Source organism: Variovorax sp. OK605 (assembly GCF_900115445.1).
GTDB lineage: Bacteria > Pseudomonadota > Gammaproteobacteria > Burkholderiales > Burkholderiaceae_C > Variovorax.
Genome location: NZ_FOWL01000001.1, coordinates 190996 through 210858 on the forward strand (window position 1 = coordinate 190996; position 19863 = coordinate 210858).

At 70.1% G+C, this 19863-nt stretch carries 15 protein-coding genes; 6 read left to right on the forward strand and 9 right to left on the reverse strand.

Going from position 1 to position 19863, the window contains the following annotated elements; all coding sequences use genetic code 11:
- The first annotated feature begins 2 nt into the window (after positions 1 to 2).
- On the forward strand, positions 3 to 572 hold the full coding sequence (mntP, locus tag BM013_RS00910) for a manganese efflux pump MntP (protein WP_093121672.1): 570 nt from the start codon (positions 3 to 5) through the stop codon (positions 570 to 572).
- Positions 573 to 636: 64 nt separating this feature from the next.
- Positions 637 to 1458 (forward strand): DUF4262 domain-containing protein, encoded by an 822-nt coding sequence (locus tag BM013_RS41615; protein WP_218153623.1) that lies wholly within the window; start codon positions 637 to 639, stop codon positions 1456 to 1458.
- Positions 1459 to 1502: 44 nt separating this feature from the next.
- Here BM013_RS41615 and BM013_RS00920 read toward each other — a convergent pair whose 3' ends face one another.
- Positions 1503 to 2915, reverse strand: coding sequence for a serine hydrolase domain-containing protein (locus BM013_RS00920; RefSeq protein ID WP_256219883.1), 1413 nt, complete (start codon positions 2913 to 2915; stop codon positions 1503 to 1505).
- Positions 2916 to 3159: 244 nt separating this feature from the next.
- Positions 3160 to 4086, reverse strand: coding sequence for a LysR substrate-binding domain-containing protein (locus tag BM013_RS00925; RefSeq protein WP_093121677.1), 927 nt, complete (start codon positions 4084 to 4086; stop codon positions 3160 to 3162).
- 109 nt (positions 4087 to 4195) lie between these two features.
- On the opposite strand from BM013_RS00925, the gene BM013_RS00930 reads away from it, so the two are divergent.
- The gene (locus tag BM013_RS00930) at positions 4196 to 4939 is read left to right on the forward strand and encodes an FMN-dependent NADH-azoreductase (RefSeq protein WP_256221337.1); all 744 of its coding nucleotides are present in this window, start codon (positions 4196 to 4198) and stop codon (positions 4937 to 4939) included.
- Here the strand turns inward: BM013_RS00930 and BM013_RS00935 are convergent.
- On the reverse strand, positions 4887 to 5327 hold the full coding sequence (locus BM013_RS00935) for a carboxymuconolactone decarboxylase family protein (protein ID WP_093121679.1): 441 nt from the start codon (positions 5325 to 5327) through the stop codon (positions 4887 to 4889). The genes BM013_RS00930 and BM013_RS00935 overlap by 53 nt on opposite strands.
- A 106-nt stretch (positions 5328 to 5433) precedes the next feature.
- On the opposite strand from BM013_RS00935, the gene BM013_RS00940 reads away from it, so the two are divergent.
- A complete protein-coding gene (locus BM013_RS00940; protein ID WP_093121682.1) occupies positions 5434 to 6870 on the forward strand; it encodes a MocR-like pyridoxine biosynthesis transcription factor PdxR in 1437 nt (478 codons plus the stop codon).
- Here BM013_RS00940 and BM013_RS00945 read toward each other — a convergent pair.
- The 3 genes from BM013_RS00945 to BM013_RS00955 are packed head-to-tail and all read right to left on the reverse strand — an operon-like array spanning position 6795 to position 12942.
- Positions 6795 to 10316, reverse strand: coding sequence for an efflux transporter outer membrane subunit (locus tag BM013_RS00945; protein WP_093121684.1), 3522 nt, complete (start codon positions 10314 to 10316; stop codon positions 6795 to 6797). The genes BM013_RS00940 and BM013_RS00945 overlap by 76 nt on opposite strands.
- Positions 10304 to 11614, reverse strand: a complete 1311-nt coding sequence (locus BM013_RS00950) for a hypothetical protein (RefSeq protein ID WP_256221339.1) — start codon at positions 11612 to 11614, stop codon at positions 10304 to 10306. The genes BM013_RS00945 and BM013_RS00950 overlap by 13 nt, the downstream gene beginning before the upstream one ends.
- 29 nt (positions 11615 to 11643) lie before the next feature.
- Complete coding sequence (locus BM013_RS00955) at positions 11644 to 12942, reverse strand: HlyD family secretion protein (RefSeq protein ID WP_093121687.1); 1299 nt, start codon at positions 12940 to 12942, stop codon at positions 11644 to 11646.
- Positions 12943 to 13264: 322 nt separating this feature from the next.
- Here BM013_RS00955 and BM013_RS00960 point away from each other — a divergent pair, with 322 nt between their 5' ends.
- Complete coding sequence (locus tag BM013_RS00960) at positions 13265 to 16075, forward strand: PAS domain-containing protein (RefSeq protein WP_093121689.1); 2811 nt, start codon at positions 13265 to 13267, stop codon at positions 16073 to 16075.
- 6 nt (positions 16076 to 16081) lie between these two features.
- Here the strand turns inward: BM013_RS00960 and BM013_RS00965 are convergent, their stop codons facing one another.
- Together BM013_RS00965 and BM013_RS00970 are read right to left on the reverse strand one after the other, a co-directional pair.
- Positions 16082 to 16795 (reverse strand): GNAT family N-acetyltransferase, encoded by a 714-nt coding sequence (locus BM013_RS00965; protein ID WP_256221341.1) that lies wholly within the window; start codon positions 16793 to 16795, stop codon positions 16082 to 16084.
- A gap of 82 nt (positions 16796 to 16877) precedes the next feature.
- On the reverse strand, positions 16878 to 18068 hold the full coding sequence (locus BM013_RS00970) for an MFS transporter (RefSeq protein ID WP_093121691.1): 1191 nt from the start codon (positions 18066 to 18068) through the stop codon (positions 16878 to 16880).
- Positions 18069 to 18167: 99 nt separating this feature from the next.
- On the opposite strand from BM013_RS00970, the gene BM013_RS00975 reads away from it, so the two are divergent.
- Positions 18168 to 19130 (forward strand): LysR family transcriptional regulator, encoded by a 963-nt coding sequence (locus tag BM013_RS00975; RefSeq protein ID WP_093121693.1) that lies wholly within the window; start codon positions 18168 to 18170, stop codon positions 19128 to 19130.
- Here BM013_RS00975 and BM013_RS00980 read toward each other — a convergent pair.
- A complete protein-coding gene (locus BM013_RS00980) occupies positions 19079 to 19858 on the reverse strand; it encodes a fumarylacetoacetate hydrolase family protein (protein WP_093121695.1) in 780 nt (259 codons plus the stop codon). The two genes, BM013_RS00975 and BM013_RS00980, sit on opposite strands and share 52 nt — an antisense overlap.
- Between the last annotated feature and the right edge of the window lie 5 nt (positions 19859 to 19863).

Genomic DNA, 19863 nt, shown 5'->3' on the forward strand with positions numbered 1-19863 from the left:
ACATGAACATCGCCTCCACGATTCTTCTTGCATTCGCCATGTCGACGGATGCTTTCGCCGCTGCTGTCGGCAAAGGCGCGGCCCTGCGCAAACCCTCCTGGCGCGAAGCCCTGCGCACCGGGCTCATCTTCGGCGTCATCGAGGCGCTGACCCCCGTCATCGGCTGGGCCGCCGGGCTGGCTGCCGCCAGCTACGTCGCGCGGTGGGACCACTGGATTGCCGTGACGCTGCTCAGCGTGCTGGGCCTGCGGATGATCTGGGCCGGCTTCGGCGCGCCCGACGCGATCGACGAGAAGCCCAGCCGCAACACCTTCTGGACCCTGGCCATCACCGGCTTCGCCACCAGCATCGACGCGATGGCGGTGGGCGTCGGCCTGGCCTTCATCAACGTCAACATCGCCTGGACCGCGCTGGCCATCGGCCTGGCGACGTTCACCATGGTCACGCTCGGCGTGATGGTGGGGCGCGTGCTGGGCGCGGTGGTCGGCAAGCGCGCGGAGATTCTGGGCGGTGTGGTGCTGATCGGGATCGGGTTCCTGATCCTCTATGAGCACCTGAACGGCATGGCTTGAGCGACGTCGGCACGGCCCTGGCCAGTATCCTTGCCGGGTCGTCCATCCACCCGCACCGCGCCTCATGATCGAAAGCACGCTCCCCGATTTCAAGTTGCCCGAAGCCGAGGACGACTACGACCGCCGCCTGCTGGCGGATGTCACCCGCATCGGCTGGCACCACGTGCATGTCGAGGGCGATGGCGACGGGCCGGCCTTCGCTTTCTCGCTGGGCTTCTACGCCAACTACCGCCAGCCCGAAGTCATCGTCTTCGGCCTTCCGCCGAAGACGGCCCAGCAGTTCCTGAACATCGTGGCCGTCAAGGTCGCGGGCGCCGGCGAAGCGCTTGTTCCGTTCAAGGCCTACGAAGACATCGCCGAGGGCGTACGCATCGCCTTCGTGCCGGTCGCACGGCGGCACTACCCCGAATACCTCGGCTACGCGGGTTGGTTCTATGCGTCGATCAAGGCCGACCTGCCGGTGCTGCAGATGGTGTGGCCCGACAGGCAAGGTCTCTTTCCTTGGGAGCAGGGCTGGGACACCAGCTTCGCATCCGCGCAGCCGCTGCTGTGCGACAAGGAAGACCAGCCCGCCGGCGCCGACGCCGGCGATGCCTGGCCCTTCGACAGCCCGCCGAACGTCATGTGCTTCACGGTGCGCGGCATCCTCGAAGACGCGAAGCCGATCCTCATGGTGTCCCGGGACGAGGAAGACGGCGCCTGGCAGTTCCTGACCGGCGACGCGTTCGAGATGGCCGACGCGAAGCTCGTCTCGCTGCAGAGCATGGTCGAGCGCGACGCGAGCCTTCGGGCACTGGCCGACATGCCCGCGGGCTGGATGGCATGGCGCGAGAGCCCGGCGTCGGCGTGGAGCCGGCAGGCGCAGAGCCAGCAGACGGACGACTGAACGACGACCGAGCGCCGGGGCTGCGCGCCGCGCTTGCCTTGCTCTTACTGCGAACTCGGCACGGCCTGCATCAGCAGTGTCAGCGCCTTGCGCAGGCTCGCGACCGAAGCCTGCTCGCCCTTGTCGTAGCCCATGCGAACCACCACGAGGTCGTGCGACGGCACGATCAGCACCACCTGTCCGCCGGCACCGAGCATGTAGTAGGCCGTGGTCGGCACGGGCCACGTGCTGGTGCCGTTGAGCCAGAAGAAACCGCCGTAGATCGGGCGCTTGTCCGCGGCCCAGGCCGGTGCGAGCGTGCTCACGAACTTGACGAAACCTTCGGGCAGCAGGCGCTCGCCGTTCCACACGCCGTCCTGCAGGTAGAGGTTGGCCAGCCGCGCCCAGTCGCGCGCCGACATGAAGTCGTAGCCCTGCGCCAGGAAGTTGCCGTAGGGGTCGGTCTCCAGCGTCATGGTGCGGATGCCGATCTTGTCGAACAGCGCGCGCTGCGGGAACGACAGGTATTCTTCGCCGCGTTTCTCGACCGCGAGCCGGACCAGGTAGTTCGCCAGCACCGGGTCGGTGTTGCGGTAGCGCCCGACAGTGTTCGGCGGCCATTGCTGCGGACGGGTGGCCGCGTAGTTGAACGCATTGATGCGCCCGGTGTAGAAGTAGATGTGATCGGGGTAGGTGCCGTTGGGGTCGAAGTCGGGATCGTCCGGCGCCTTGATGCGCAGCCCGCTCGACATGTGCAGGATGTCGGAGATGCGGATCTCCTTGCGCTTGTCGCCGTCCGCTTGCCACTCCGGAATGGGCGCGCGCTGGTCGAGCTGGTATTCGCCCTGCTTGATGAGCGTGCCCAGCAAGGTGGCGGTCACGCTCTTGCCCATCGACCACGACTCCAGCGGCGTCGTCGCATTGATGCCGCTCATGTAGCGCTCGCCGACGACGCGTCCCTTGTGCGTGACGACGAAGGCGGCCGTATAGGCCTGCGGCACTTCGAAGGCGGCGTCGACCGCCTGGCCCAGCTTCGTGGCGTCGATGCCGGGCGCGGCTCCCGCGGGCATCACGTTGCCCATCGGCCAGTCCTGCGTCGCGGGATCGGGGAGGGTGCTGGTGACGGTCACGGGCGTGAAGAACACGCCGTCCTTGCCGGGCGGCAGCGTGATGCAGCCTTGCGAGCCGAAGTAGCGCGCCACCAGCGTCGTCCCGTTCGGCATGGTGATGCGAACTTCCTTCTTCGCGCGATCGACCACCGGCTTGCCGACCTTGCTGCGCTGCGCGTACGGGCCGGTGAAGTAGCCGACGCTCTCCGCGGCAACATCGGGGTCGAGGCCGGTGATGAATGCGGCGGAGCACATGGCCTTGGCGTAGCCCGACGTGTTGAGCTCCAGCGGATCTCCGGGCGGCGGAACGTAAGGGGTGTCGAGTTCGTAGGTTCTCGCGCGTGCGATGAGCGCTTCGCGTGCCGGCAACTCGGGCGCTGGCGCTCCGGTTGCGGGTGGTGCGACGCCTGTGCCGAAGCCGACGCCGATGCCTCCTCCGCCACCGCCCCCACCACCGCCTCCGCATGAGGTCAAAGCTATTACAAGAAGCGCACCTGTTGCAATGGCAAGAGGGACGCGGGCAATCCTCGTCATGAACTCTCCTCGTTTTTTTGTTGGCACGTGAGTCTCTCCAAAGGTGTGACGAAGTGCAAGCCTTGCGTTCAGCTTGTGCTCAGTCTCCTGCAGCCTGCGAAACGATCCAGTCCCACACCGCACGAACCGGCGCTTCGTTCTCCCGCCCATTGGCCACCGCCAGAAAGTAGCTGCCCGTATCGAGCGCAGGTCCGAAGGGCTGCACGAGCGCGCCGCTGCGGATCTCCGGCGCCGACAGCGTGAGGCTCAGCAGCGCAACGCCGTGCCCGCCGAGCGCGGCAAGCATCGCGTGCGATTCGTCGGAGAACGACAGCGCCGCTGACTTCATCGCGCGGCCCCTCGGCGGCGCGATGCCTGCTTCGCGGAACCAGCGCGGCCACACGGCGGGTGCGATTGCATGTGGCTGCCAGTCGCAGTGAATCAGCTGGTGCTTCGGCAGGTCCGCGACGCGCTTGAGGCCGAGCATCGGACTGCACAGCGGTGCGTACCGCTCGGGCATCAGCTCGCGCGACACCAGCCCCGGCCAGTTGCCGCGGCCCGAGCGGATGGCGATGTCGGCGTCGCCACGCGCAAGGTCGACCAGCGTGTCGCTCGCATGCAACCGCAGCTCGACGCCAGGGCAGGCGGTGCGAAAGGCCTCGATGCGCGGCAGCACCCAGCGCGCCGCAAAGGCGGTGTTGGTGGTCAGCGTCACGGCCTGCGATGCCGAAGGCCTGCGCAGCTTGTCGACGCCGGCCTCGAGCACGTCGAAGCCCGTGCGCAGGTCGTCGAAGAGCCGCTGCCCGGCGGGCGTCAGCGCGAGCTGCCGCGTGAGCCGGCGAAACAACGGCTGGCCGAGCGTGTCTTCCAGCGCGCGCACCTGGTGGCTGATGGCCGACGGCGTGACCGACAACTCGAGCGCCGCGCGCTGGAAGCTCAGGTGCGCGGCCGCAGCCTCGAAGGCGCGCAGCGCCAGCAGCGGCGGCAGCCGGCGGGCAGGGCGGACAGATGAGCCAGGCTCGTTCATGGAGAGAGAAACGATCGTTTGTGAGGCATGACTTTCATCCATAGATTAAAGGCCTTGGCAGCCATTGTGGCAGCGCAGGACGCAACAGATTCACTCATCCATCACCACCATGACCCTGAACCTCCTCCACATCGACGCCAGCGCCCGCCCTGGCCGTTCCGGCACCGACCCGCACGGCTCGCACACGCGCCGTCTCTCCGCGCGCTTCGTGGAGCGCTGGCGCGCGGCGCGGCCCGACGACCGCATCGACTACCTCGACGTAGGGCAGCGCCCGCCGTCGCACGTGGACGGCCGCTGGATCCACGCGGCCTTCACGCCACCCGCCGCGCGCGAGCCGTGGATGGCGGATGCGCTGGCCGAAAGCGATCGCCTGGTCGACCAGCTTGTTGCGGCCGACCTGGTCGTGATCGGCCTGCCCATGTACAACTTCAGCGTGCCGGCGCAGTTCAAGGCCTGGATCGACAACATCGTGCGCGTGGGCCGCACCTTCGGCTTCGACCGCGCGCGCGGCGCGGTGCCTTACTGGCCGCTGCTCGCCGATGCGGGCAAGCGCGTCGTGCTGCTCGGCGCGCGCGGCGACCATGGCTACGACAAGGGCGGGCGCATCGCGCACCTGAACCACACGGAAGACAGCGTGCGTTCGGCGCTGGGCTACATCGGCATCACCGAGGTGTTCGAAGCGGCGGTGGAGTCCGACGAGTTCGGTGGCGAGCAGCTCGCACTGTCGCTGCGGCGAGCGGAGGAGCGGGTCGACGGGCTGGTCGACACGCTGCTGCACTGCGCCAGCACCGGCACCGGCTTCAGGCCGTCAGCGTCTTGCGAAACCCGATCGACAGCCGGTTCCAGCTGTTGATGGTGTTGACGGCCATCGTCAGGTTCACCTGCTCGGCCTCGCTGAACTGCGCGGCCAGCGCCTCGTAGGCGGCATCGGGCACGTGCGTGCGCGCCACGTCGGTCAGGGCTTCGGTCCAGGCCAGCGCGGCGCATTCGCGTTCGGTGAAGAAGGGCGTCTCGCGCCACACGCCGAGCGTGGCCAGGCGGCGGTCGGTCTCGCCGGCCTTGCGCAGGTCGGCCGTGTGCAGGTCGATGCAGTAGGCGCAGCCGTTGATCTGCGAGGCACGCAGTTTCACCAGGTCGACCAGTTGGGGGTCGAGGCCGAGCTTGCCGACGGCCACTTCGAGCGCAATCAGCGCCTTGATGGCTTCGGGGGAGGCTTTGTAGAAATCGAGGCGGGCTTGCATCGTGCGGGTTCCTTCGTTCGGTGGTGGTTGAATGTGGCCTCGATGCTAGGAGCGAGGCGCGCCGCCGCGGGCGGCCAATCCGGCGCATTCGCAGGAGACCAATCCGATGGAATTGCACGTCGTCATCGAAGGCGACAAGGACCTGGCCGGCCAGTTGTACCGGCAGCTCAAGGACGCCATTCGCAGCGGCCGGCTGGCCGCGGGCGAGAAGCTGCCGCCGTCGCGCCTGTTCGCCGAACAGCTGGGGCTGTCGCGCAAGACGGTGTCGCAGGCCTACGCCCGGCTGACCCTCGACAAGCTGCTGACCGGCCGTGTCGGCAGCGGCACCTTCGTGGCGGACGGCGCGGCGCGCCGGCAGGCACCGATGGCGCCGGCCCGGCCGCTCGCGGGTGCGGCCATGGCCGAGCACTGGCGCGGCATGCGCACGCCGCTGCGGCATCCGGCGCCGGCCGGCAGCTCGCGCTACGAGTTCATCGGCGGCGCACCGGCGCGCGACCTGTTCCCGCATGCGGACTGGCGCCGCTGCGTGCTGCATGCGCTGCGCCAGGGCGCGCGCTCGCGCGGGCTGTATGGCGACGCCGAAGGCCTGCGCGAACTGCGCGACGGCATCGCGCGGCATGCGAGCTTTTCACGCGGGGTGCGCTGCGCGGCGGCCGACATCCTGGTGACCAACGGCGCGCAGCAGGCGCTCGACCTCATCGCACGCGTGCTGGTGGAGCCGGGCAGCACGGTGGCCATGGAGGAGCCCGGCTACCCGCCCGCGCGGCTGCTGCTGAGCGCGCAGGGCGCGAACGTGGTCGGCGTACCGGTCGATGGCGAAGGCCTGGTGGTCGAGCGCATTCCCGACGGCACGCGGCTGATCTACGTGACGCCCGCGCACCAGTTTCCGCTGGGCATGCCGATGAGCGAGCGCCGCCGCAAGGCGCTGCTGGCGCGCGCGGCGGCGCTGGGCGCGGTGGTGATCGAGGACGACTACGACAGCGAATTCCGCTACGAGGGCCGCCCCACCGATTCGCTGCAGAGCATGGACACGCACGGCTGCGTGGCCTTCGTCGGCACCTTCTCGAAGACGCTGTCGCCCGACCTGCGGTTGGGCTACCTGATCGCGCCGCCGGCCGTGCTGGAGGCCGTGGGCACGGCCAAGCACCTGAGCGACTGGCACACCTCCACGCCGGCCCAGTGGGCGCTGGCCAAGTTCATGGCCGACGGCGACCTGCACAAGCACATTCGCCGCTGCCATGCCGCCTATGCGGCGCGACGCGAGCGCATCGTGCGGCGCTTCGCGGACGACCTGTCGCCGTGGTTCGAGCTGGTGCCCGCCACGGCCGGCATCCACCTGGCGGCGCTGTGCAGGCGCGAGTTCGACGTGGCGCAGCTCATCGCGCTGGCGCGCCGCGTCGACGTGGGGTTGTATCCGCTCGCGCCGTTCTTTCACTTCTCGGCGCCGCGGCAGGGGCTGATGCTGGGCTACGGCGCGATCGACGAGACCGACATCGACCCGGCGCTCGACCGCGTGAGGGACGTGCTGCAGCAGCTTGGCTGAGCAGCAGCAGCAGCGGGCGGCTGAGCGGACGCGGTGGTGCGCGCGTCGTCCCAGCCGCCGCCGAGCGCCTTGTACAGGTTGACGGTGTTCACCGCCTGCTTGAGCTGCAGCTCGATGCCCTGGCGCCGCTCCAGGTACAGCTCGCGCTGCGCGTCGGCGCCGGCAAAGTAGTCTTCCAGCCCGTTGCGAAAGCGCGTGCGCGAGATCGACGCGACCCTGTCGAGCGCCTGCACGCGCGCCTGCTGCGCCTCGATCTGCGGGCGCAGGTGGCTGTCGGCGATGAGCGCGTTGGCGGTTTCGCGCAGCGCCTGCTGCACCGCGTACTCGTAGCTGGCCATGGCGGCGGCCAGGCGTTCTTCGTTCGCGCTCAGGTTGGCCGAGCGGCGGCCCCAGTCGAAGATGGGCAGCGACACGCCCAGCACCGTGGCCCAGCTGCGGTTGCCCGAGCTCAGCAGGCTGGAGAACTCGCTGCTCAGCCCGCCCGCCACGGCCGTGAGCGAGAAGGTCGGATAGAACGCCGCCTTGGCCGCGCCCACGCCCGAGTTGGCGGCCTCCACGCGCGCATAGGCCGCCAGCAGGTCGGGGCGGCGCTGCAGCAGGCTGGCCGGCAGGCCCACGGGCACGTCGGCCACCGAACGCTCGGGCCAGGGGCGCTGCATGCCGATGTTCGCCGGCACGGGCTGGCCGACCAGCACGGCCAGCCATTGCAGGTCCTGCCCCACGCGCATGCGGAACTCCTCGCGCTGCACATTGGCGCGTTCCACCAGCGACTGCGAACGCAGCACGTTCAGGTCCGACGTGCCACCCACGGTGCGGGCGCGCTGCATCACGCGGGTGCTGTCGCTCTGGCTGGCCAGGTCGCTCTCGGCCAGCGCGAGCAAGGCACGGTCGGCCCGCAGCGTGAGGTAGGCGTTCGACACCTCGCCGACCAGGTTCATGCGCGCGGCCCACAGGTCGCGTTCGCTGGCCAGCGCCTGCGCACCGGCCTGCTTCACGCTCGCATCGACGTGGCCGAAGAAGTCGAGCTCGTACGCGGTGATGCCGGCCTGCACCGCGTAGGTGGTGCCCACGCTGCCCACGGCCTGGTTGTTGGTGACGATGCCGTCGGGGCTCAGCGAAGTGGTCACGTTGCCGCGGCCGACCGAGCCGGCCAGCCCGATCTCGGGGAACAGGCTCGAACGCGTGCCGCCGTACACGGCGCGCGCCTCGCGGGCCTTGGCGGCGTACACGCGCAGGTCGCGGTTCTGCAGCAGCGCGCTGGCAATGAGGCCGCGCAGTTCCTCGTCGCGCACGAAGGCGTGCCAGGCCACGGGTTGCGCGGCGGCGCTGCCGGTACCCTCGGCCCATTGCGCGGGCACGACCACGTCGGCGTTCTTCAGCGGCGGCGTGAGGTTGCAGCCCGACAGCACCAGCACGCCGATCAGCAGCACCGCGACCATGGGCAGCGGCGCGGCAAAGGCGCGCGTCCACGCAACGCGCATGCGCGGCCATTGCCAGCCCGCGCTGCCCAGGAAGGCAAGCGCGGCGCGGCCCGGCTTCACCTGCGTGGCGACGTGGCTCGGCGGCAGGCTGAAGACGTGGCGGATCAGGTGGTCGTGCAGCACCTCGTCGTGGTCGAAGGCCAGCTCCACGCCTTTGGGCGAACGGCCCTTGAGCAGCGCCGACACCCAGCCCACGCGGTCGACATGCAGGTCCAGCCGCTCGCCGACGGGCATGCGCCGCAGCAGGGCGCTTTCGCGCAGCAGCGCGCCGTCGACCGCGATCTCCACGAAGCGCGTCGCGCCCACGCCCGCGGTGCTGCGCAGGGTGGTGTCGGCGTCGTACGGAAAGCGCTCGTCGTGCGCGGGGCGCGGGCGGTCGATGCAGGCGATGAGCGCGGCCAGGCAGTACACGGTGGTCACGATGGTCCACACCACGTTGAGCATGTCGCCGGTGGTCATGGCGCTGCCGATGGCGCCCAGCGCCGCCGCTTCCATGGCCGCGATGAGGCCGCCGAAGGCCAGCACCATGTTCCAGTGCACGACGGTGCGCGAGCGGTCCTGCCCCTTGGCCGTGACCTTGAACGGGCGCCCGAACGGGCGCATGAGCGAGGACACGATGGTGCGCGTGACGGCCATGGCGGCCACGATCTGCGTGACCTCGGTGAACACCGGCAGGCAACGCCGCTGGCTGATCCAGTAGGTGTAGCCCCAGAACATCACGAGCGGCGGCAGGCCGTACAGCGCGAAGGCGCGCGGCGTGGCATGGAAGGCCGACACGCCCGCATACCAGTAGAGCACCGGCGCCGCCAGCATCAGCAGGATGAAGGGCTTGGTCAGCCAGTGCAGCAGGCCGTGCACGTAATGCACGCGCGCCGCGAAGCTGTAGCCGCGGCCGCGCAGCGGGCCGTCGCGCAGCAGCGCGACCTGGATGGTGCCCAGGCACCAGCGGCTGCGCTGGTTGATGTAGTCGACGATGCTGTCCGCCGAGAGCCCGTTCGACAGCCGCTCGTTGAGCCAGCGCGTGACCCAGCCGAAGCGCATCAGCGTGTAGGTGGTGTAGATGTCCTCGCACACGCTGCCCGTGGGGAAGCCGCCCGCGTCGGTGATGGCGTCGCGCCGGATCACGAACGAGGTGCCCACGCAGAACGCCACGTCGGCCGCGTCCTTGGCAGGCTGCAGCACGTCGAAGAACACGCGCTGCTCGTCGACCCAGCTGTCGGTGGCGCGCAGGTTGTGCTGGATGGGGTCGGCGTTGTAATAGAACTGCGGCGTCTGCACCAGCCCTACCTTCGGCTCGTCGAACAGGCCGAGCGTGCGGTAGACGATGTTGCGATGGGGTGTGAAGTCGGCGTCGAGCACCAGGATGTACGGCGCGTTGGTGGCCGCCGCGGATTGGCGCAGGCCGTTGTTGAGGTTGCCGGCCTTGGCGTGCGTGTTGTCGGGGCGGCGCGCGTAGTGCACGCCCTTGCGTTCGCAGTAGTCGCGCAGCCAGTCGCGCCGCGTGTCGTCGAGCACCCACACGTTCACATGCGGGTAGTCGATGGCCTGCGCGGCCAGAATCGTTTTCTCGAGCACGGCCAGTTCTTCGTTGTAGGTGCAGATGAACACGTCGACCGCCGGCACTTCGCGCCCCCGCGCACGCAACGCGGCCTCGCCCCGGTCGGCCTGCGCGTGGTTGTCGCGCCGGCGCGTGAGCATCTGGATCGACAGCAGCGTGTAGACGATGGCGACCATCTCGAACACCAGGAACACCCACGCCACCAGCGTGCCGAAGCCCAGGTCGGCCGGCGGCAGCGTTTCGGACAGCCGCCACGCCGTGTAGCGCACCAGCACCAGCGCGGTGAGAAAGCCGAACAGCACGCGGTGCGACGCGCGGTCCGCGCGGGCGTGGAAGATCATGATCAGCGCAAGCGCCGCAACCAGCAGGTTGACCCTGAACTCGGGCGTGTCGATCAGTTCGGACATGGCGTTTCTCCTGAGGCTGCGGTAACGACGGTTCCGGTGAACGGGTTCCAGCCCGTGGCGGCGAGCGCGATCCAGGCGGTGGCGCCCAGGTGGGGCCAGCGGTAGTAGAAGAAGTCGGCGCCGACCGAGTCGGGGCCGATGGCCAGTCCGGTCGAGATGCGCGGGCTGGGCGTGGCGTAGTACAGGCCGTTGTCGGCGCGTTGCGAGGCGAGCAGCAGCCACAGCGCCTCGGGGGCCGCGCCTTTCACGGCCACCAGCGTGGCGGCCGCCTGCGCGCTGCCCTCGGTCCAGATGCCGTCGGGCTGCTGCGAGAAGCCGTAGCCGTCGCCGAAGCGGTGGTTGCGCTCGACCCAGGCCAGGCCCGCGCGCCAGGGGCAGGAGCCCGGCGGTGCGGCGAGCAGGGGCCACAGCTGCGCGTCGAGGCCCGAGCCGGTGGTGGCCAGCGTGGTGCCGTCGGCCTTGGTGCCGATGAAGAAGCGCTGCTCCTGCGCGCTCCACATGCGCGCGACGAAGGCCAGTGCCACGGCGGCCTGGCGCGTCTGTTCGGGCCGCGCGCTGTTGCGTGCAGCCCAGGCGGCCGTCATGGCGATGTCGATGTTGTGCTCGGTCGATTTCCAGGTCTGCGCCGACTGGGCGTTGTCCCAGCCGTACCAGCCGCCCTGGTAGCCGTCGGGGTCGGCGGTGGCGCGCGTGCGCTGCTCGGCCCACGCGAGCAGCCGCGCGGTGGCCTCGCTGTAGCGCGGGGAGGGCGCCACGCGGTCGACGTTCAGCAGCAGCAGCGCGGCCCACGCCACGTTGCCGGTGGCCGTGCTGAGCTGGTAGGCGTCGGCGATCCATTGGTTCCTGGCGCTGTCCCAGTAGCCCGGCAGCACCGGCTTGCCCTCGGCCAGCGGGCCGGCGCGGTAGGCGTTGCGCACGCGGCCGTCGGTGTACAGCGGGTCGCGCTCCACGGCGAGCACCACGGCGTCGGCAATGCGCGTGGCGGAGGCCGAGTCGCCGCAGGCCAGCAGCGCGATGCCGGCGAGCGCGTTGTCGTAGACGAAGGCCACGTTCGCCAGGCTCGGCACGAGCTCGGGCACGCCTTCGATCAGCTGCACGGTGCGGTAGCTCGTCAGAAGAAGCGGCGAAGAGGGCGCGCCGCGCGCGTCGGTGGCAACCGCGCGGCGCAGGCCGTCGCAGCTCTGCTGGGCGAGTGCATGCTGCACTTCGCCGGCCATCATCTTGGGCGCGGCGCCCAGGCCGAGCGCGGCGGCCAGCAGCAGCGCGCAGCGCCTGAGGATGAACAGGGCGTGTTCCATGGTCGGCTCATGCGGCGTCGCGATGCGCGCTACGAGGCCAGCCTCGCCGACACCACCTTGCCCGGCGCGCACAGGCCGCGCTGCTCCAGCCACTCCGGCATGGCCGCCTCGATGTGCGCCACGGCATACACCGAGCCCTGTTCCGCAAACGGAAAGGGCACCGCATAGCGGCTCTGGAAGTCTTCCGGCGCCACCGGCAGGATCTGCGTGACGCGGGCCGACACCTCGGGGCGGCCGTCATCGGTCTTCACCGCGATCGTCGAGCCGATGTCGAGCCTCCTGGCCACCCGCGGCGGGAACACCGCCACCACCTCGATGCGGCTGCAGTCGATCATGCGCACCAGCGTGGCGCCCTGCGGCACATAGCTGCCCTGCGGCATGAGCACCGTGTGCACCTGGCCGGGCTGCATGGCGCGCACCTCGAAAGCGGCCATGCGCTCGATGCGGCGGCGCTCGTCGGTCTCGAGCGCGGCGACCTCGCGCAGTTGCTGCTGCAGCGCCTGGCTGTCGTGCTGCGCGCGCTCGATGTCGCCGGCCAGCGTCTCGCGGCGGTTCGCCAGCGTCTGGTACACCGTCGCGCCGCTGCCGCCCACGAACACGCCGCGGCTCGCGCTGGCCACGCTCTGGCCCAGGCCCACATAGGCCTGCTCGGCAACGGCGGCACTGGCGCGCGAGATGCTCAGCTGCGCCTGCGCGGCGTCCATGGCCTGCGGGCTCACCGCACCTTCGTCGAGCATCGCGGAGGTGTGGCGCACCTTCAGTTCCTGCTCGGCCACGCTGCTCAGCGCCACCTCGCGCTGGCGCTGCGCCACCTGCCACGCGTCGCGCGTCTGCGCCATCGAGGCCGTGCGGTACAGCTTCACCTGCTGCTCGACGAACTGCAGCTCCTCGTTCGACGCGTTGAGCTGGTTGGCCAGTTGCGCCACCTGGCTTTGCAGCGCCAGCCGCTGCGTGGTCAGCGTGGTGAGGATGTCGCGGTTGATGGTCGGGTTCTGCACCGTGGCCACCACCGCGCCGGCCTCGACCTTGTCCGAGGCGCGCACCGTCATGCGCGTGACCACGCCGCTGATGGGCGAGGTGACCAGCAGCACCGGCGCCTGCAGCACGGTGCGCGTGGCCTGGCGCGACACCAGCGGCTGGATCAGCGTGGTGATGACCAGCCACAGCACGAAGGCCAGCAGCGCGTAGCCCGCGAGGCGCGGCACCAGCGACTCGCCGGACTCCTTCGGTGCCGGCCCCTTGCCGTTTTTTCGCCGCAGGCGGCGAAACCAGCCGGTGGCCTCGGCGTGCGCGAGTTCGTCGGATTCCCGGACAGTGCTTGCGTTCATGAGCGCCTCGCAATCGTTGACGTGAAGGTCGGATGGACCGGCGTCTCCGCTGTCGCGGCACATCTTTGGGGCGTGCCATCTGCTTGTGCTGCAGTGCAGCAATACACATGCCAAAAACTAATAGTTTCTGCTTCATTCGGAAACAGGATGTACCGGTGCCGGACGAGCGGCCGCGGCGTGTCGAATGCGACCGGCAGGAACTTGCACGTACCGTTGCGCGCGAGCGCCCGCAAACATCCAAAGTCTTCCGCGGTACGTAGAAGACACCGATACTCTCTACCGGTAACTCCCGCCGGCCACGCACCGGCCCTCACACAGATCAATGAACGAACCCGGCCTTTCGAAAATCCGCTTCGGCTTGCACACGCGCCTGAGCCTGGGCGTGGCCGCGGTGGTCCTGGCCGCAACCTTCGCCATCGCCACCTACGCGCTGCACCTGGTCAAGAGCAGCATGCGCGCCTCGATCGCGGCCGAGCAGCTGGGCCGCGTGAGCGCCATCTCGGACGCCATCGACCAGAAGCTCGGCAGCCGCCACATCCTGCTGCAGACCTTGGCCGAGAGCATCGAGACGCAGGATTTCGCCGACGCGCAGCCGCTGCAGGGCTTCCTTGAAAAGCACGCATCGCTGCGCCAGGCCTTCGACAACGTGGCCTTGCTCGACATGGACGGCAACCTGGTGGCCAACCTGAACGGCGCGCTGAAAAACGGCAGCGTCAACGTCAAGGACCGGGCCTACTTCCAGCAGACCGTGGCCAACAAGACCGGCATGGTGTCCGAGCCCTACCGCAACCGCCTGAACGGGCTGGCCCAGGTGGCCATCACGCAGCCCGTGATCGACGGTGCCGGGGCGGTGCGCTACGTGATCTCGGGCGCCATCAACCTGAAGGACCGCAACATCCTGGGCGCGCTGGGCGACGTGAGGTTCGGCAAGAGCGGCTACCTGTTCATCTTCACCACGGACGGCGTGGTGGTCGACCACCCGGACCTGGCGCGCATCCTGAACAACGTGAAGGACAGGGGCGGCAAGGGCGGCAACCCCGAGATCCTGCGCGCAATGGCCGGCTTCGAAGGCACGGGCGAGGGCGCCGACGAGGCCGGCGTGCCCAGCCTCTACGCCTTCGACCGCACCGAGCGCACCAACTGGATCGTGGGCGCCATGTACCCGAGCGCCGAGGCCTTCGCCAGCATCGAAGCCATCGAGCGCGGCGCCTTGCTGGGCGCGCTGGTGCTGTCGCTGGCGGCCGGCGCGCTGGCGCTGGCCGTGATGCGCCGCCGGCTGAAGCCGCTGGCCGAGCTGCACCGGCACATGCAGTCGGCGCAGCAGTCGCCGGGCGAAATTTCACGGCCGCCGGCCAGCTACGCGCGCGACGAGATCGGCGACCTGGCGCGCACCTTCGACGCGCTGATGGCCCAGCGCCACGCCAGCGAACTCAGCCTTGCGCACAGCGAGGCGCAGTTGCGCACCATTGCCGACAACATCCCGGCGATGGTCTCGCATGTGGATGCCTCGCTGCGCTACACCTTCGTCAATGCGCGCATCCTGGCGCTGCACAACGGCGCGCAGCTGGTCGGACGCTCCATGCCGGAGTCGCGCGGCGGCAACTACGCCGTGGTCGAGCCGTACTTCGCGCGCGCGCTGGCCGGCGAGACGGTGATCCTCGAGAAGACCGGCGACCCGTCGCTGGGCATCGGCCACCGCACCTACCAGGCCCACTACATTCCCGACCTCGACGCCGACGGCGCGGTGCGCGGCGTGTTCGCGATGACCTTCGACATCACCGAGGAGGTCAACATCCGCAAGGCCGTGGCCGAGCAGGAAAAGCGCCTGCGCGACGTGACGGACAACATCCCCGCGCTGGTCGGCTACTTCGACCGCAACCAGAACTGCCTGTTCGGCAACATCCGCGCGCGCCAGATGGCGGGCCTGGGCGACAGGCCCATTGAAGGCGTCACCTTGCGCGCGGCGCTGGGCGACGCGATGTACGAGCAGCACAAGCCCTACCTGCCGGTGATGCTCTCGGGCAAGAAGGTGCGCTTTCCGGTACGCGCGCCCATGCGCGGCAAGGAGGGCTACTTCCAGGTCAACCTGATCCCCGACACCAACCCGCGCGGCGAGGTGGTGGGCTTCTACCTGATGAGCTTCAACATCACGGCGTTGAAGGAAGCGGAGCTGCGCCAGGCCGAGAGCGAGCTGCGCCTGCGCACCATCACCGACAACATGCCGGCGCTGATCACCTACATCGACCGCGACGAGAAGATCACCTTCGCCAACGCGACCAGCCGCGAATGGCTCGGGCTCGACCCGATGCAGCTGCTGGGGCGCCACCTGCAGGACGTGGCGGGCCGCGACGTGTACCTGGCGCGCCGCCCCATGCTGGCGCGCGCGCTGGCGGGCGAGCGCGTCGAGTTCGAGGCGCGCACGCAGCGCAAGGGCTTCGAGCGCATCACGCAGGTCATCTACGTGCCCGACGTGCGCGCCGACGGGCTCACGCACGGCATCTTCTCACTGGCGCTCGACATCACCGCGCTGAAGCTGGTGGAGCACCAGCTCATCGAGCTGGCGCGCATGGACACGCTCACCGGCCTGCCGAACCGCCTGGCCTTCAACGAGTACCTGCCCGACGCCGTGCTGCGCGGACGGCTCACCGGCAACGCGATGGCGCTGATGTTCCTGGACATCGACCGCTTCAAGACCATCAACGACACCTTCGGCCATGCGCTGGGCGACGCGGTGCTGGTCGAGTACGCGCGGCGCCTGATGGCCAGCGTGCGCGGCACCGACAAGGTGGCGCGGCTGGCCGGCGACGAGTTCGTGCTGGTGCTGGAGAACCTCAGCGGCCCGCACGCGGCGGCCACCGTGGCGGAAAAGATCGTCGAGCGCATCGGCACCCTGCCGTTCGTGGTCGAGGGCCAGACCATCGCCGTGACCACCAGCATCGGCATCGCGTTCCACCGCGCGGCCGATACCTCGGCCTCCGCCGAAGAGCTGCTGGCGCGCGCCGATGCCGCGCTCTACAACTCGAAGGCGGCGGGGCGCAACCGCTACGAGTTCTTCCTGCCGCCGGGCAGCCCGCGCGACCCGCTGATGCTGGGCGGCGGTGCGCGGGCCGACCAGGCGCCCGAGGCGCAATAGCGCTTTTCAGCGCGGGCCGAGAACGTGGTTCTCGTGACGCGCTGCGCCCAGCGCGAACCACGTGCGGCCCTTCACGACGAAACCCTGCTTCTCGTAGAAGCGGCTGGCGCGCCGGTTCCCGGCGTTGACCGCGAGCCACAGCGCATCGCGGCTGGTGCGCTCGCGGGCGGCGGTGCGCGCTGCTTCGAGCAGGGCCGCGCCGATGCCGGCGCCGGTGAACGGCTCCTGCACGTAGAGCCTGCAGAGCTCGGTGTCGCACGCGGGCTCCAGCGCTTGCTTCGCGCCGAAGCGCACGAGCGCGTAGCCGACAAGCTGGCCGTCGACCGCCGCAACGCGCAGCGCGGCCCGCGGGTCCTCGGCCAGCGCGGTGAAACTGGCGGGCGTGAAGGTGTCGAACACGTAACGCGCGAGCAGGTCGCTCACGCCTTCGGTCGCGTAGGTGGAAAGCCAGACCTGGAGGGAGAGCGCTGCGAGGGCGTGCGCGTCCGCGGCAGCAGCGGGGCGCACGGCAGTGGAGGTGGAGGTGGCCATGCTGGCGGCACGCCCGCCACGTTCTTCGCGAAGGCAGGCCTGCAGGCGCGCGATCAGTGCTTCGACCTCGTGCTCGCCCAGATCGAGCGGGTCGCCGTGCGCGCCCGAGGCGATCAGGCAGATGGCCGAGCCGTCGTGCCAGGCCTCGAGTCGTTGGTGTTCATCGGGGATGCGGGGTGGGGTCGGCATGGCGTCGAAGGCAAGGGCAGTGCGCGAATTCTGCCCCTGCACTGGCGCCCGCACCCGAGGCGGGTGCGCGACACCGGCCTGCTCAGGCCTGCGCCGAAGCGCAATCGGCCAGCTCGCCGCGCGGTTCGCGCTTGTCGAGCGCGCGGCTCCACAGCGCGATCGCCAGGCCGGCCAGCGTGAGCAGCGCGGCCACCCAGCCCAGTGCGCGCAGCCCCGGGCCGTGGTCGATCACCACGCCGCCGGCCCAGGCGCCGAGCGCATTGCCGAGGTTGAAGGCCGCGATGTTGAGGCTGGACGCCAGGTTCTGGCCCGCGCCCGACGCCTTCTCGAGCACCCGCAACTGCATCGGCGCCACGGTCGCGAACGAGGCCACGCCCAGCAGCCCGACGAACACCACTGCGGTGAACGGCGTGCCGATGGTGAACTGCATCGCGCCCAGCACCGCGGCCAGCACCACCAGCGTGCCGAGCACGGCGGCCATCGGCGCGCGGTCGGCCAGCTTGCCGCCGAAGATGTTGCCGACGGCCATCCCGCCGCCGAACACCAGCAGGATGGGCGACACCGCCGATTCAGACAAGCCGGTGAGCTGCGTGAGCAGCGGCTGGATGTACGTGTACACCACGAACACGCCGGCGAAGCCGAGCACCGTCATCGCCAGGCCCAGCAGCACCTGCGGGCGCGCCAGCACGGCCAGTTCTTCACGCAGCGGCGCGGGCCTTGTGTCTGCCTTCACGCGCGGCACGAACACGGCGAGCACCGCGAACGCCAGCACGCCGATCAGCGTCACCGCCCAGAAGGCCGAGCGCCAGCCGAACTGCAGGCCCAGCCATGCGCCGGCCGGCACGCCCAGCAGCGTGGCGGCGGTCAGGCCGGTGAACATGATCGCGATGGCCGAGGCGCGCCGCTCGGGCGCCACCAGCCCGGTGGCCACCACCGAGCCGACACCGAAGAAGGTGCCGTGCGCCAGCGAGGTGACGACGCGCGCGGCCATCAGCATCTCGTAGGTGGGCGCCAGCGCGCAGGCGAGGTTGCCGAGCGTGAAGATCGCCATCAGCGCGAGCAGCACGGTCTTGCGCGGCAGCTTGCGGGTGGCGATGGTGAGCACGGGCGCGCCCACCGCGACCCCGAGCGCATAGCCCGAGATCAGCAGGCCGGCGGCCGTGATGGAGACGTGGAGGTCCGCCGAGACCTGCATCAGCAGGCCCATGATGACGAACTCGGTGGTGCCTATTCCGAAGGCACCGGCGGTGAGGGCGAGGAGAGCGATTGGCATGATGCCCTGTACTGTGAAGACATTCGGCTTCGATGACTAGAATGCCGCCAGTACACAGACTTGTGACTTGAACTCACAGAACAGCCGTAGAAAAGAGCCATGCCGCGCATCGACGTCAACCGCTCCGGCGAGATGGAAGCCTTCGTGCAGGTGGTGGAGTCCGGCGGGTTCTCGTCGGCGGCGCGCCTGCTGGGCATGACGCCGTCGGCGGTGAGCAAGCTGGTGGCGCGGCTCGAGCTGCGCCTGGGCATCCAGCTGGTGCACCGCTCCACGCGCAAGCTGCAGCTCACGCCCGAAGGCAGCGCGTTCTACGAGCGCAGCACGCGCGTGCTGGCCGACATGGACGAGGCCGAGCGCTGTGCCGCCGCCGGTGCGGCGCCGCGCGGGCGGGTGAGCATCAACGCCAGCGTGTCCTTCGGCCAGCACCGGCTGGTGCCGCTGGTGCCGCGCCTGCTGGAGCAGCACCCGCAGATCACGCTCGACATTGCGTTGACCGACCGCATCGTGGACCTGATGGACGAGCGCGCCGACATCGCGATCCGCTGGGGCCAGTTGCCTTCTTCCGACCTGGTGGCGCGGCGGCTCGGCGAGACCAGCCAGGCCATCGTGGCGGCGCCTTCTTACCTTGCGAGGTACGGCACGCCGCGCACGCCGCAGGAACTGGAAGCGCACAACCGGCTGGGCTGGAGCTTCCGGCGCAATTCACCCGACTGGCCGCTGCGCGTGGACGCCCGCACGGTGTGGCTGCCGGTGGCCGGCCCGGTGCGCGCGAGCGACGGCGAGACGCTGCGCCACCTGGCCATGGCGGGCGCGGGCGTGGCGCGGCTGTCGCTGTATCACGTGCAGCACGACATCGACGCGGGCCGGCTGGTGCCGCTGCTCGAGGAGTTCAACCCGTGCGAGGTGGAGCCGATCCACGCGGTGTACATCGGCAAGGCCGGCACGCTGCCCGCGCGGGTGCGGGCGGTGCTCGACTTCCTGGTGGCCTGTTCGGGCGTGGGCGGCGGGCGTTACACGCTCAGTCGCACGCCGCCGATGCCGGGGAATTCCACCGTCACCTGATCGCCGCGCCGGCACGGCAGGATGCCGACCCACGAGCCGGTGGTGACCACCGTGCCCGCGGGCACGGTCTGCCCGTGGCGCGTGAGGTGGCGCAGCCAGATCGGCAGCAGCCAGGCCGGGTCGGCCAGCGGATGCGTGCCTTCGCGCACCACGGTGTCTGCATCGCCGACCTTGGCCTCGCAGCGCTGCGAGGCCCAGTCGACGGCGGCGTAGGGCTTCCACTCGCCGAGCAGCAGCGCGCCGTGCACCTGCGAATCGGCCAGCCGCAGCAGGGCGGGCGTGGCGGCGAGGTCTTGCCAGCGCGAGTCGACGATCTCGACCGAGACGGTCATGGCGTCGACGAGCGATGCGGCGTTGTCGTGATCGAGCTTGGCTGCCTGCGCGGGCGTGACGTCCTGGCCCAGCCGCAGCGCGACCTCGGCTTCGATGCCAGGGGCGTTGAACGAGAGGTCGCCGAAGTCCGCCGGGCTCTGCCGCACCCCGGCCGGCGGCAGCGGTGCGTGCGTGAGTGTCGCGGTGCGCGAGCCGCCGCCCGACTTCCACGTGCCGGGCACGGGCTGGCCGTCGAACCAGCCGAGCGCGGCCGCGACGGCGTCCTGCACTTCATAGGCCTGGGCGCCGGTGGCGAGCGTGTCGGTCCAGGGCGAGGCGTCGAGGGTGCGGTTGCCGCGGCGCGCGGCGACCAGGGCATCGGTGAGGGCAGTCTGGGAGGGCTGAGAGGGGTTCATCCGGC

Excerpts from the sequence above, each read along its gene's own strand:
- BM013_RS00925 (WP_093121677.1), bottom strand. The coding sequence starts at position 4,086 with ATGAACGAGCCTGGCTCATCTGTCCGCCCTGCCCGCCGGCTGCCGCCG.
- BM013_RS00960 (WP_093121689.1), top strand. The coding sequence starts at position 13,265 with ATGAACGAACCCGGCCTTTCGAAAATCCGCTTCGGCTTGCACACGCGC.
- BM013_RS00940 (WP_093121682.1), top strand. The coding sequence starts at position 5,434 with ATGGAATTGCACGTCGTCATCGAAGGCGACAAGGACCTGGCCGGCCAG.
- BM013_RS00930 (WP_256221337.1), top strand. The coding sequence starts at position 4,196 with ATGACCCTGAACCTCCTCCACATCGACGCCAGCGCCCGCCCTGGCCGT.
- BM013_RS00970 (WP_093121691.1), bottom strand. The coding sequence starts at position 18,068 with ATGCCAATCGCTCTCCTCGCCCTCACCGCCGGTGCCTTCGGAATAGGC.
- BM013_RS00975 (WP_093121693.1), top strand. The coding sequence starts at position 18,168 with ATGCCGCGCATCGACGTCAACCGCTCCGGCGAGATGGAAGCCTTCGTG.
- BM013_RS41615 (WP_218153623.1), top strand. The coding sequence starts at position 637 with ATGATCGAAAGCACGCTCCCCGATTTCAAGTTGCCCGAAGCCGAGGAC.
- BM013_RS00955 (WP_093121687.1), bottom strand. The coding sequence starts at position 12,942 with ATGAACGCAAGCACTGTCCGGGAATCCGACGAACTCGCGCACGCCGAG.
- BM013_RS00950 (WP_256221339.1), bottom strand. The coding sequence starts at position 11,614 with ATGGAACACGCCCTGTTCATCCTCAGGCGCTGCGCGCTGCTGCTGGCC.
- BM013_RS00945 (WP_093121684.1), bottom strand. The coding sequence starts at position 10,316 with ATGTCCGAACTGATCGACACGCCCGAGTTCAGGGTCAACCTGCTGGTT.
- BM013_RS00935 (WP_093121679.1), bottom strand. The coding sequence starts at position 5,327 with ATGCAAGCCCGCCTCGATTTCTACAAAGCCTCCCCCGAAGCCATCAAG.
- BM013_RS00980 (WP_093121695.1), bottom strand. The coding sequence starts at position 19,858 with ATGAACCCCTCTCAGCCCTCCCAGACTGCCCTCACCGATGCCCTGGTC.
- mntP (WP_093121672.1), top strand. The coding sequence starts at position 3 with ATGAACATCGCCTCCACGATTCTTCTTGCATTCGCCATGTCGACGGAT.
- BM013_RS00965 (WP_256221341.1), bottom strand. The coding sequence starts at position 16,795 with ATGCCGACCCCACCCCGCATCCCCGATGAACACCAACGACTCGAGGCC.